The organism is Actinobacillus minor NM305 (assembly GCF_000175195.1).
Classification (GTDB): Bacteria; Pseudomonadota; Gammaproteobacteria; order Enterobacterales; family Pasteurellaceae; genus Haemophilus_A; species Haemophilus_A minor.
In genome coordinates, this window is sequence record NZ_ACQL01000109.1 from 20855 (window position 1) to 33829 (window position 12975).

General features: G+C 40.4%; 13 protein-coding genes. 7 read left to right on the forward strand and 6 right to left on the reverse strand.

Annotated features, from left to right (window positions below; genetic code table 11):
* Positions 1 to 109: 109 nt before the first annotated feature.
* The 4 genes from AM305_RS08630 (at position 110) to AM305_RS08645 (ending at position 4082) form a co-directional block, all read left to right on the forward strand.
* Positions 110 to 1378 carry an HlyC/CorC family transporter gene (locus AM305_RS08630; protein WP_005825048.1) on the forward strand — a complete coding sequence of 423 codons (1269 nt, stop codon included), beginning with the start codon at positions 110 to 112 and terminating at the stop codon, positions 1376 to 1378.
* A gap of 327 nt (positions 1379 to 1705) precedes the next feature.
* A complete protein-coding gene (locus tag AM305_RS08635) occupies positions 1706 to 3232 on the forward strand; it encodes a sodium-dependent transporter (protein WP_005825050.1) in 1527 nt (508 codons plus the stop codon).
* An 8-nt stretch (positions 3233 to 3240) separates the two neighbouring features.
* Positions 3241 to 3333 (forward strand): methionine/alanine import family NSS transporter small subunit, encoded by a 93-nt coding sequence (locus AM305_RS12055; RefSeq protein ID WP_005820600.1) that lies wholly within the window; start codon positions 3241 to 3243, stop codon positions 3331 to 3333.
* Positions 3334 to 3419: 86 nt separating this feature from the next.
* Complete coding sequence (locus AM305_RS08645) at positions 3420 to 4082, forward strand: trimeric intracellular cation channel family protein (protein WP_005825052.1); 663 nt, start codon at positions 3420 to 3422, stop codon at positions 4080 to 4082.
* Between the two features lie 36 nt (positions 4083 to 4118).
* On the opposite strand, the gene nirK is transcribed toward AM305_RS08645, so the two are convergent.
* Positions 4119 to 5174, reverse strand: coding sequence for a copper-containing nitrite reductase (gene nirK / locus AM305_RS08650; protein WP_005825054.1), 1056 nt, complete (start codon positions 5172 to 5174; stop codon positions 4119 to 4121).
* Positions 5175 to 5342: 168 nt separating this feature from the next.
* Here nirK and AM305_RS08655 point away from each other — a divergent pair, with 168 nt between their 5' ends.
* The 3 genes from AM305_RS08655 to AM305_RS08665 all read left to right on the forward strand — a co-directional run bounded on the left by AM305_RS08655 (position 5343) and on the right by AM305_RS08665 (position 9004).
* Positions 5343 to 6266, forward strand: a complete 924-nt coding sequence (locus AM305_RS08655) for an aminoimidazole riboside kinase (protein ID WP_005825056.1) — start codon at positions 5343 to 5345, stop codon at positions 6264 to 6266.
* A 275-nt stretch (positions 6267 to 6541) separates the two neighbouring features.
* Positions 6542 to 7963 carry a glycoside hydrolase family 32 protein gene (locus tag AM305_RS08660; protein ID WP_005825058.1) on the forward strand — a complete coding sequence of 474 codons (1422 nt, stop codon included), beginning with the start codon at positions 6542 to 6544 and terminating at the stop codon, positions 7961 to 7963.
* Positions 7964 to 7984: 21 nt separating this feature from the next.
* Positions 7985 to 9004 carry a LacI family DNA-binding transcriptional regulator gene (locus AM305_RS08665; protein WP_005825060.1) on the forward strand — a complete coding sequence of 340 codons (1020 nt, stop codon included), beginning with the start codon at positions 7985 to 7987 and terminating at the stop codon, positions 9002 to 9004.
* A 139-nt stretch (positions 9005 to 9143) separates the two neighbouring features.
* On the opposite strand, the gene AM305_RS08670 is transcribed toward AM305_RS08665, so the two are convergent.
* The 5 genes from AM305_RS08670 to fbaA form a co-directional block, all read right to left on the reverse strand.
* Positions 9144 to 9782 (reverse strand): nitroreductase family protein, encoded by a 639-nt coding sequence (locus AM305_RS08670; protein WP_005825061.1) that lies wholly within the window; start codon positions 9780 to 9782, stop codon positions 9144 to 9146.
* Between the two features lie 87 nt (positions 9783 to 9869).
* Positions 9870 to 10163 (reverse strand): AzlD family protein, encoded by a 294-nt coding sequence (locus tag AM305_RS08675; RefSeq protein WP_005818425.1) that lies wholly within the window; start codon positions 10161 to 10163, stop codon positions 9870 to 9872.
* Positions 10163 to 10843: an AzlC family ABC transporter permease gene (locus AM305_RS08680; RefSeq protein WP_005825062.1), complete on the reverse strand. Its 681-nt coding sequence runs from the start codon at positions 10841 to 10843 to the stop codon at positions 10163 to 10165. The genes AM305_RS08675 and AM305_RS08680 overlap by 1 nt, the downstream gene beginning before the upstream one ends.
* 9 nt (positions 10844 to 10852) lie before the next feature.
* A complete protein-coding gene (locus AM305_RS08685) occupies positions 10853 to 11647 on the reverse strand; it encodes a peptide ABC transporter ATP-binding protein (protein ID WP_005825064.1) in 795 nt (264 codons plus the stop codon).
* A gap of 199 nt (positions 11648 to 11846) precedes the next feature.
* Entirely contained in the window at positions 11847 to 12923 is a 1077-nt protein-coding gene (fbaA, locus tag AM305_RS08690; protein ID WP_005821250.1) for a class II fructose-bisphosphate aldolase, read from the reverse strand.
* Between the last annotated feature and the right edge of the window lie 52 nt (positions 12924 to 12975).

Here is a 12975-nt window from a genome sequence, read left to right on the forward strand (position 1 = left end):
GGGCGAAAAATATTTCGCCCCTACAACAATGTTATTTATTTGGGTTTGTCTGCAATCTGAGTACTTTCGGTACTTTATAATACGTTATTTTTGATTAAGGATTTTAATTTTGGACAGTATCCCCCTGAGTAGTTTATTTATTACTTTAGCAATTCTTCTACTTTTATCTGCATTCTTCTCTGGTTCTGAAACAGGACTGATGTCTTTAAACCGCTATAAAATGAAGCACCTTGCCGAACAAGGACACAAAGGCGCTCAACTTGCGGAAAAACTGCTTGAAAAAACCGATGTATTACTAAGCTTTATTCTCATTTGTAATAACTTAGTAAATATTGCTGCTTCAGCGATTGCCACTATGATTGGTATGCGTATTGCCGGCGATGCGGGTGTGGCTGCAGCAACGGGTATCTTAACTTTTGTGATGTTAGTTTTCTCTGAAATTCTGCCAAAAACCATAGCGGCAATTTACCCGGAACGTATCGGTTTTTTTGTCAGTTATATTCTCACACCGCTAAAAAAATTATTCTTACCGCTCGTCTTTTTGATGAATTTAATCATCAATGCGTTAATGAAATTACTGCATATTCGTAAAGATGAAAACACCGGATTAAGCGCAGAAGAATTAAGAGGTGTGGTATTAGAGGCGGGGAAATTTATCCCAACCGAGCACCAAGATATGCTGATTTCTATCCTTGATATGGAAAAAGTTACTGTGGACGACATTATGGTGCCTCGTAATGATATTGGCGGAATTGATATTGATGACGACTGGAAAGCCATTATGCGCCAACTTACTAGCGCACCTCATGCCCGTGTTGTGATTTATAAAGGCAATATGGATAAAAACATTCTCGGTATGCTACGCGTTCGTGAGGCTTTCCGTTTAATGTTAGAGAAAAATGAGTTCACAAAAGAGATGCTTGTTCGTGCGGTGGATAACGTTTATTTCATTCCTGAAGGCACACCACTTACCACTCAGTTGATGAACTTTAAAACGAATAAAGAACGTATCGGCTTAGTGGTAGATGAATACGGCGATATTAAGGGCTTGGTCACACTCGAAGATATTTTAGAAGAAATTGTCGGCGAATTTACCACTTCAACTGCACCAACCTTAGAGGAAGAAGTGAAGCCTCAATCAGATGGTTCAGTCATTATCGAAGGCTCAGCAAATCTACGTGATTTAAATAAACTCTTCGGCTGGCAGTTACCGTTAGAAGATGCTCGTACCTTCAATGGTTTAATTCTAGAACACCTTGAAAAAATTCCCGATGAGGACACGCAATTCGAACTGTATAACCTAAAAGTTACCATTCTTGAAGTGGCAGATAATATGGTTAAACAGGCAAAAGTTGAGCCGATTATTTTAGAGCAATAGCATACTTAACTTACAAGCGGTGGAATTTGCAATGTGATTTACAAATTCCACCGCTTGTTTTTTGCTCAATTAAAAAAGAAATAATCCTACTATTTTTCTAAAATGAAACTGAGTAATAAATCTAAAAAATTGAATTTATTAGTTTTAAAATCTAACGCAAACGTTATCGTGCGAAATTTTTAACTATAAAAAACCCAAAATGCACGTTATTTCTTATATTTTCTTCCTTTACTTTTTTTCCGCTTAGGCATATTCTTCAATAGTTTGCGATTTTTCGCACTTTTTTGACTTAAAGCAAATAGATTTATTTTTTAGAGGAACTTTCTCGTGTCTAATCAAACAACTCAACCAAAACGTGAGACCTTTGCTGGTCGTAAAGCGTTTATTATGGCGGCTATCGGTTCGGCTGTCGGATTAGGAAACATTTGGCGTTTCCCTTATACCACTTATGAAAATGGTGGTGGTGCATTTATGATCCCTTATATCGTGGCGCTTTTAACCGCAGGGATCCCACTTCTCTTTTTAGACTTTGCGATTGGTCATCGTCATCGTGGTGGTGCGCCGCTTTCTTATCGCCGTTTTAACAAACATTTTGAAACCTTTGGTTGGTGGCAAGTGTTAGTAAACGTCATTATCGGGCTTTACTATGCCGTAGTACTTGGCTGGGCAGCAGTTTATACCTATTTCTCATTCACAAAAGCATGGGGCGAGAAGCCTGTTGATTTCTTTGTAGGCGAATTCTTAAAAATGGGCGATATTGCAAATGGCGTGAGCTTTGAATTTGTCGGCATGGTGGTTGGCCCATTACTTGCAATGTGGATTATTGCACTTGCGGTATTGGCATTTGGTGTTCAAAAAGGGATTGCAAAAACCTCAGGCATTTTAATGCCGGTGCTTATTGTGATGTTTGTAGCATTAGTGGGTTACGCTTTAACTCTACCGGGTGCGGCAAAAGGTTTAGATGCGCTCTTCACGCCAAACTGGGAAAAACTTTCTGATCCAAGTGTGTGGATTGCTGCATACGGTCAAATCTTCTTCTCCCTTTCAATCTGTTTCGGGATTATGATTACTTATGCTTCATATTTGAAGAAAGATTCGGACTTAACAGGTACGGGGTTAGTTGTTGGTTTTGCGAACTCAAGTTTTGAAGTATTAGCAGGTATCGGTGTATTTGCAGCACTAGGCTTTATGGCAACTGCGGCAGGGCAAGAGGTTCACGAAGTCGCTAAAGGTGGTATCGGCTTAGCATTCTTCGCTTTCCCAACCATTATCAATGAAGCACCTTTAGGCTCCGTATTAGGTGTATTATTCTTTGGTTCATTAACTTTTGCAGCATTAACATCGTTTATTTCAGTGATCGAAGTAATCATTTCAGCAGTACAAGATAAATTACGAGCTGGACGTGTACAAACAACTTTAATCGTAGGTGTGCCAATGATGATCGTTTCAACCGTTTTATTTGGAACGACAACCGGTTTACAAATGCTAGATGTGATGGATAAATTTGTAAACTACTTTGGTATTGTTGCGGTGGCATTTGTTTCATTAATTGCGATTGTGGCAAATGAGAAACTCGGTTTATTAGGTGGACATATCAATGCGACCTCATCATTTAAAGTGGGTTTTGTATGGCGTTTATGCATCGTGATTACCACCGGTATTCTTGCATTTATGTTGTTCAGTGAAGGGGCAAAAGTGTTTACTGAAGGTTATGAAGGCTATCCTCGTTGGTTTGTAAATACCTTTGGTTGGGGCATGGCAATCAGCTTATTGGTAGCAGCATTCTTGCTTTCTCGCCTAAAATGGAAAGATTTAAATCTTGCCGAACATAAAGTTGATAAAAATTTTGAGTAGGAGGAATTATGAGTACTTCAGCAATTATTATGATGCTCGTGGCGTTAGTGATTATTTGGGGTGGCTTAATCGCAGCGATTAAACACTTACCAAAAGAATAAACGAGTTTGTAAATTGTAAAATTATCTTAAAAGATGACCGCTTGTAGGTATAATACAAGCGGTCATTTTTATAGGAATTTTTACGAATGTTGCTTTTAACGCTCTATATTATTGGGATTACTGCAGAAGCGATTACAGGGGCATTGGCTGCCGGTCGGGAAAAAATGGATATGTTCGGTGTGATTATTATTGCCTCAGTAACGGCTATTGGTGGTGGTTCGGTACGAGATATGTTATTAGGACACTACCCGTTAGGCTGGGTAGCACATCCGGAGTACTTGCTCATCGTGGCAGGCGCAGCCGTTTTCACGATGTTTATCGCGCCTTTTTTAGGTTATTTCCGCACGATTTTTTTAGTATTAGATGCCCTTGGGCTGATTGTGTTTTCGATTATTGGCGCACAAGTTGCCTTGGATATGGGGTATGGTTTAGTGATCGCTTGTGTAGCGGCGGTAGTAACGGGCGCTTTTGGGGGCGTGTTACGAGATTTGTTGTGTAATCGTATTCCGCTGATTTTCCGAAAAGAGCTCTATGCCAGTATTGCGTTTCTCTCTACTTGTATCTATATCGGCTTGCAAGAAATAGGGTTGAACCAAAATGTCGTGGTTATCGCCACATTAATTTTAGGCTTTGGGCTTCGGTTATTAGCGATGCGCTTTAAGCTAGGCTTGCCTGTTTTTGAATTTGATGAAGCACAGTATTTAGGCAAGGGCGATTTGGTGGATAGATTATCAAAACGGAAGAAGTGAAAAAGAGCGGGCACATCGACCCGCTTAATACTAAACTTAATGCGTAAACCCAGCATTCACATCTGCATCAGGATTGCGTTTATCAAAGCGTTCCTCTTTGATTTTACCTTGGTAAATTTCCGGATTGCCTTCTCCTTCAACAATTAATTGACCTTTAGCGCCTTTTTCTGCGCGAAATAGACTGTGATCTAAAAATGTATATTTCCCCGGTACTTGCATTTCCATTTCAACGATTGTAGTACCGCCAGCAGGAATAAGTGTAGTCTGTACATTATGATTTTGTAGTGTACCACCTTCAACATAAACGGTATCAAAAGTGCGACCGATAAGATGGAACGAAGATATTTTATTGGGGCCGGCATTCCCGACAAAGAAGCGGACATTTTCCCCCACTCTGGCTTTTAGCGCATTTTGTTCGGTTAAAGCGCCGACTTTGCCGTTAAACACCACATAATCAGGCAGTTCATAATCGGCTTTCATCATATCAAAGACTTTAAGGTTAGGATTAGCACCATCTTTTACATAAAATTCATTCTGCATAATGTAGAATTCTTTATCGACTTTCGGTAAACCTTCTTTGGGCTCGACTAACATTAAACCAAACATGCCTTTACCGAGATGTACGCCAACCGGAGCGGCACCGCAGTGATAGACATACAGTCCGGGTGTCATCACTCGGAAAGCAAATGTGGTGCTTTTCCCAGGTGCGGTCAAACTGGCTTCGGCTCCCCCATCCGGTGCGGCAGCAGAGTGGAAATCAATAGCGTGTTCCATCTTGCCATTGATAGGGTTTGAGAGTTGTACTTCCACCATATCGCCCTCACGTACCCGAATAAAAGGTGCAGGCGTTGAGCCATTAAACGTCCAATATTTAAATTGAACGCCTTTATCAATAGGCATGATTTTCTCAAGGCTTTCAAGTTTGACAACGACTTTTGCCGGTGTGGTGCGCTCAAGTGGTTTTGGCACATTGGGAGCCGTCGTTAATTCTGCTTCAATAGTAGGCAGCTGAGCGGCAGGGACTAATTCTGCAACGGGGATCGCAAAAGCAGATGATGAGAGAAACCCTAGGAGGAAAAACGTTTTTTTCATAGTAAAGACCTTTGTATAATCGATAAACGTTTTAGATTATAATGCTTTAAATGAACAAGCGGTATTTTTTCAAAAAAAGTTTGCAAATTTTAAGTTGAATTTGCAAACCTAAACCGTTTTAGCTAAGATCCGTTTCAGTATTTTTTTGTTATTAAAGAGAATGATTTTATGAGTAAAATTTGGGTAACAGGCGATGCCGTTGTTGATTTAATTCCAGATGGAGAAAATCACTATTTAAAATGCGCAGGTGGTGCACCGGCAAACGTGGCGGTGGGGGTTTCTCGCTTAGGTTGTGAGGCAGGATTTATTGGTCGAGTGGGTAATGATCCGCTGGGTAAATTTATGCAACAAACGCTTCAAGCGGAAAAGGTTTCCACCGATAATATGATTTTAGATCCACAACAACGTACCTCAACGGTGATTGTCGGCTTAGATGATGGCGAACGTAGCTTTACGTTTATGGTTAATCCAAGTGCCGATCAGTTCTTAGAAGTTGGCGATTTACCGACTTTCCATCAAGGCGATTTTTTACATTGTTGTTCTATTGCGTTAATCAACAACCCTTCTCGCTCAACGACTATTGAGGCAATTCGCCGGATTAAAGAAGTTGGCGGTTTCTTTTCTTTCGATCCTAATTTACGTGAGTCACTTTGGGCAAGCTTAGATGAGATGAAAGAAGTTGTAAACAGCGTAATCGCAATGGCAGATATTCTGAAATTCTCTGAAGAAGAATTAACGCTTTTAACGAATACGACCAATTTAGAAGAAGCAACGAAGGTAATTACTGCACAATATCCGGAAAAATTGATCATCATTACCTTAGGGAAAGATGGGGCAATTTATCACTTAAACGGTAAGAGCCAAGTGGTAAAAGGCAAAGCGTTAAAACCGGTAGATACCACAGGTGCAGGCGATGCTTTTGTAAGTGGATTATTAGCCGGTTTATCGCAAGTGTCAGACTGGAAAGAAGAAGCCACATTAGTTGAAGTGATCCGCAAAGCAAACGCTTCAGGTGCTTTAGCTACAACGGCAAAAGGTGCAATGGCTGCGCTTCCAAACAAGGCGCAATTAGAAGCATTTTTAGCGAATTAAGGATATATGTACCTTAATATCCCAGCACGGCAGAGCCGTACTGGGTTACGTATAAAATTCTCTAATTTTGTAGGGGCGAAATATTTTTCGCCCCGAACAATCAAGGGGATTTAGAATATTGTAGGGTGGGTTTTAACCCACCAATAAAATCAATATGTTACGGCTATATGGTGGGTCAAGACCCACCCTACAACAATGTTATTTAGGGTTTGTCATCCGTCTAAGGTGCGTTAATACGTACCTTATTTATAAACGAAGTTTTTTGAGAATTTATTATGCACATTTTTAACAACGGCAAATACAAAAGCCTTCACGCACAATCCCCTGATGAATTAAACCAAATTCGTCAAACGGTACTTTCTGATCACGATTTCTATCCCACTTACCACTTAGCGCCAAAAACAGGGTTGTTTAACGATCCAAACGGTTTGATTTTTGATGGCGAGAAATATCACGTTTTTGCTCAATGGTTTCCTTATGATGCGATGCACGGTATGAAGCATTGGGAGCATTTTATTACCACTGATTTTCAAACTTTCACAAAAGGCGATTTGCTTATTCCTGATGAAATGTTTGAGTCGCACGGTTGCTACTCCGGCGGTGCGATTTTATGGGAAGACAAAATTGTTGCATTTTATACCGGCAATACACGCCGCCCGTCAGATAATGAACGTGTGCCACATCAAAACATTGCGATTTTTGATAAATCGGGCAAATTGTTAGAAAAACGCTGTATTATCGATCAAGCACCGAAAGGTTACACCGAACACGTGCGTGACCCAAAACCTTACATTACTACAGAGGGTAAAATCCGTTTTGTATTAGGGGCGCAACGTGAAAATTTAACGGGCACCTGTTTAATTTATGAAATGGATAATTTAAATGACACGCCTCGTTTAGTGTCAGAATTGGCGGTTAAAGATTTTGATAACAGTCATGTGTTTATGTGGGAATGCCCTGATCTTTTCCAATTAGGTGGTAAAGATGTTTTTGTGTGGTCGCCACAAGGGAAATTACGTGAGCAGTACCAATTCCAAAATAACTATCACGCGACTTATGCATTGGGTAAACTTGAAGGTAATCAACTCAATGCGGAGCATATTGAAGAGTTAGATTACGGCTTTGATTTTTATGCACCGCAAACGGTACAAAACAGCGATCGTATTTTATTTGGTTGGATTGGTTTGCCGGATTTAACTTATCCAACAGACAAATACAAATGGCATTCTACGCTAACAATGCCACGTCAATTAGTGTTAGAAAACGGTAAAATTACGCAACGCCCTATCGTGAAATTAGGCGAGAAACAAGCGGTAAAATTGTCGGGCGAAATTGCAAATTTAGATACAAGTTATTTGCAAATCAATGTTGAAAATCAACCGCTTGAATTAACATTCTTCCGCAATAAAGAAGGGCAGCATCTTGCTTTACGCTATGAAAATGGTGTGTTAAGCCTAGATCGTTCTCAAACTACGCAAACGGATCTAATGGAAAAATTTGATGCGGTGCGTCACGTGAAAGTGGATCGCCTTGATGACATTGAGATATACTTTGACCGCTCAATTGTGGAAATTTTTATTAACGGTGGCGAGAAAGTGATGACCTCACGTTTCTTTATTGCACAACGTGAAAATCAAGTAACCAGTTCTCGAGCAGTGGACGCTCAAATCGCACAGGTTCAAGCCATTCAATTTTAAGGAAAAATAAAGGGTAAGGTTGTGAAATTAACGCAACAAAAAAGATTGACGCTAAATGATATTGCCAAATTGGCAGGGGTTTCGAAAACCACTGCCAGCATTATCTTAAACAATAAGGAAGAGGATTTTCGTATCAAAGCGGAAACGAGCCGTAAAGTCCGTGAGGTTGCTGAGCAATATGGCTATCGAGCTAATGTGTATGCTAAAGCCTTACAAGCACAGCGAACGAATGTGATTGGCTTAGTTATTCCGGATTTGACTAACTACGGTTTTGCCCAAACAGCTAAAACCTTAGAAAAACTCTGCCGAGAAAATGGGCTACATTTGTTAATCGCGTGTTCAGATGACAATCCTACCCAAGAAAAAAATGCGATTGAGAGCTTGTTAAATCGCCAAGTCGATTTATTGATTACGGCGCCAACGCATCAAGATCCAGATTATTATCAGGCGATCTTAAAACATACGCCGGTCTTGCAATTAGACCGATACATTCCCGATTTAGCTATTCCGTCCATTACCAGTCGGGATACTGAGAGCATTGCGGAATTGGTTGAAAACATTGTACGAGCTTATGAATTAAAATCTTTTTACTACCTCGGTGGGCAATTGTCGCTATCGCCTAGCCAAAATCGTTTGAAGGGATTTCAAATCGGGCTAGAACAAGCGCATTTAAAAGCAGAAAGCGGTTGGATTTTGCATAAAGATTACCAACCTGAATCCGGTTATCAAATGTTGGCAGACGTAGTTGAAAAATTAGGGTATTTGCCTGATGCGATTTTTACCGCCTCTTACACCCTTTTAGAAGGCGTTTTGCGTTATTTGACCGAACATAAATTGATGGGTAAGCTGGTGACGAAAGAGTTACATTTGGCCACCTTTGACGATCATCATTTGTTAGATGCGTTGCCTTTCCACATTCATTCTATTAAGCAGGATCACGATATGATTGCTCAACAAACATTCAGGCTTATCAATGAGATCTTGCAATATCAAACAGCGCAAAGCGTGAAAATTGAGTGTGAAATTATTTGGCGTAGATAGGTTGAAATGAAAAGAGGAGTTGTTACTCCTCTTTTTTGTTTATCAATACTCGCTAATCAATCGCATATTCAATGGTAACAACTAAGCGAGCTTTTTTACAAGCAGAAGAAATGTAATAAAGAGTATATGTTTTTAAGAGCTATTTTTTAAACCCTTTCCCATTATTCCAAGAGAGCATATATTCCAGCGGTAAACGCACACTTGGGACGGGATCGGTAGCTGATTTGCCCACGGCAAGTAACATTACCGGTGCATAGCGTTCAGCATCGACTTCTAATAATTCAAGGACAGCTTGGCGATTGAAAATACCAATAGCGTGGCTATCGTAGCCTTTATCTTTGATGGCAAGCATTAATTGCATAGCAGCTAAACTGGTATCAATCAGCACTTGGTCACGAATTTCTGCCGGCAAAGCTGCTTGATGTACGCTAAGTAAAAAATTAAAGGCATTTTGGCGGAACCCGGCGCCCAAACAGCCTTTTTCCACGGAAAAATCTAGAATATCGCCGAGTAGTTTTTCGTAAGCTAAATCCGCTAATACTAAAACTAAAACCGGTGCCGTTTCACAAGGCGGAACATTGTGAGCCACAGAGCCAAGCAGTCTGCTTTTTTGTGCTTCATCATCGACTACCACAAATCGCCACGGCTGAAGGTTAGCTTTTGAAGGCGCTTTTAGTGCAAGGGTAAAAATCTCTTCCAGTTCTTTACGGGGAATTTTGACGGTAGGGTCAAAACGTTTAATCGTTTTACGTTGTTCGATAACATCTTTGAGTTGCATAATGTTTTCCTATCTTTGATGGATGATAAGCGGTCGAATTTTGTTTTTTATTTGCAAATGAGAAAGACAATTTAACCGCTTGTCAGTTTAAAAAAGCATACGTAATAATCCAGTTGCGGCAATTGAAATAACTACCGTGGGAAAAAGTGAGAATTTCATCATAGCGAAAAAGGTAATAATCACAGCGAGTGTATCCGCAAGGTTGCCGGATAAAATGACCGGTGCGATGACAGAAATCAGCACACAGCCTGGGACGGCTTCCATTACTTTTTCTGTGGTTGGGCTTAGTTTACGGTTTCTTAAGATAAGAAAGCCGACAATACGGGTTAAGTAGGTACTAAATGCCATGAGAATAATGGCAAAAAAGACATTCCATTCCATTATCTTCTACTCCAAAAATAAGCTGATAATACGCCCGAAATAGCACCGGCTGCGACATACCAAGCGCCATCAACAGTATGATAAACACCACCGGCGACAATTAAACTCACAAACCAAGGGCGGGCGGCATCAAAGGTTTTCCACATTCCTTTAAGCATAACCATAAAAACAGCGGTAAATGCCATATCAAAGCCGTATTGTTCAATATCGCCTAAAATCGGGCCTAAATAAGCCCCCAAGGTGGTAAAAATGAGCCACATCAAATAGAGGCTAATAGATACGCTCATATAGTATTTCACATTGATTTGCTGCTGCTTGTGCTTTTGAGTATCCGCTAATGACATCGCCCAGACTTCATCACACATAAAAAAGAGTAAGCCGAGTGATTTAAGACGGCTAATATGTTTCATATAGAGAGAAAGGGTTGCCCCCATAATCAAGTGACGGCAATTGACTAGCACAGACATCATCACAATTAAGCTAATATTTACCGGATCTGTCCATAAGCTGATTGCTGTAAATTCTGAACCTCCGGCAAAATTCAGCCCGGTCATCATACCTAATTCATAATATTGCATTCCTTTTTGTGCCGCTTGTGCGCCAAGCACGAGGGCAAAGGGAACAAAGCCCAGCATCACGGGCAGGGCATCTTTTATTCCTCGTTTGAAATCATTATGCATATATTTCCTTTAATCTAGCCAAGAAGTTTCGGTTAATTTTTTGCCAAAATGGCTTTCGATTAAACGTTCAGTTATTGGATTTTGCGGATTAAGTAAAATCTCTTTCGTAGCGCCATATTCAATCGTTTCACCTTGATCCATCACTAATAATTTATCGCTGATATGTTTAATTAAGCCAAGATGTTGCCCAATATAGATAAAAGATAAACCTAAGCGCTGTTGCAGTTCCAGCATTAAATTGATCATCTGCGTTTTTACTGAGAAATCAAGGGAGCTTGAGGTATCGTCAATAATCAAAATCTCTGGTTCAAGAATTAAAGCACGCGCTAGTGCGACACGTTGTTTTTGGCTACTCGAAGCCGATTGAATGGGCGTTAATACGTGTTCTTTATATAGCCCCACCCATTTGAGGGTTCGAAAAATCCGTTGATTACGTTCTTCTTCCGAGAGTGTCGTGAGAGACTTTAATGGCGCATCAAGAATCTGCCCGATATTATAATTGGGATCGAAGGCATCATTAGGATCTTGGAAAACCATGCGAATATGTTTTGCTCGATATTGGTAGTCGCCAAATGACAGTGGTTTATTACGATATAAAATTTGACCCGAAGTAGGTTCAGTTAGCCCGATGATCATTTTTGCTAATGTGGATTTGCCCGAACCATTTGCGCCCAAGATCGCGAGGGTTTCTCGCTTATTGAGTGAGAAAGAGATGTTGCGGACGGCGTAAAAATCTTGTTTACGAAATAAACCAATTTGATCAGTAAAACGTTTATTTAATTGCTGAATTTCAAGGAGCGCCATTTAATCCCTTCTTCTTTTAAGAACATTTACGTCGTGTAGTAGGGGCGGGGTTTATCCCCGCCCGTAAACAATTATTAATATTCGGGCGGGGATAAACCCCGCCCCTACGAAATTTAATACTTGTCTTACTGTTACATAATATCGAAAAAATGGAAAGACCGCTTTTGCAAGCGGTCTGATTTTGCGAAAAGTTTACAAATTATAATACGTTTACGCAGTTTAAGTCTTCGAAAGATTGCTCTAAACGTTTAGACATTGATTCTTCCATTTTACGTAACCAAACACGTGGATCGTAGTATTTTTTGTTTGGAGAATCCGGACCTTCAGGGTTACCTAATTGACCTTGTAAGTATGCTTCGTTCGCTTTGTAGAAGTTTAAGATACCGTCCCAAGATGCCCATTGTGTATCTGTGTCGATGTTCATTTTGATTGCACCGTAGCTGATTGCTTCGCGGATTTCTTCACGAGAAGAACCTGAACCACCGTGGAATACGAAATCGATTGATTTTGCAGGAAGGTTACGTTCTTTAGAAACGAACTCTTGTGATGCACCTAAGATAGATGGTTTTAATTTTACGTTACCTGGTTTGTAAACACCGTGTACGTTACCGAATGCTGCAGCAACAGTGAAACGTGGGCTTACTGGGTTTAATTGGTCGTAAACATATAAAACGTCTTCTGGTTGAGTATATAATTTAGACTCTTCAACATCTGAGTTATCTACGCCATCTTCTTCACCACCGGTAATACCGATTTCGATTTCAAGCGTCATACCCATTTTGTCCATACGAGCTAAGTATTCACGGCAGATAGCCATGTTTTCTTCCATTGGCTCTTCTGATAAGTCGATCATGTGAGAAGAGAATAATGGTTTACCTGTTTCTGCGAAGTGTTTTTCGCCCGCTTCTAATAAGCCATCGATCCAAGGTAATAATTTTTTCGCCGCGTGGTCAGTGTGAAGAATTACTGGCACACCGTATTCTTCCGCTAATGCGTGAACGTGTTTTGCACCTGCGATAGCACCAAGAACGTCTGCACGAGCACCGCTTGTTGGCTTAATACCTTTACCTGCGTAGAATTGTGCACCACCGTTTGAGAATTGTACGATAACAGGTGCTTTTACACGTGCTGCGGTTTCTAATACTGCGTTTACAGAGTCAGAACCTACACAGTTTACTGCAGGGATTGCAAAGTTGTTTGCTTTTGCGTAAGCGAAAACTTTTTGAACGTCATCGCCTGTTACTACACCTGGTTTTACAATGTCTAATAATGCCATTTTAGTGTTTCCTTTAAATGTAATGTTTAAGAATTTTTCTTTAGCAGCCCCA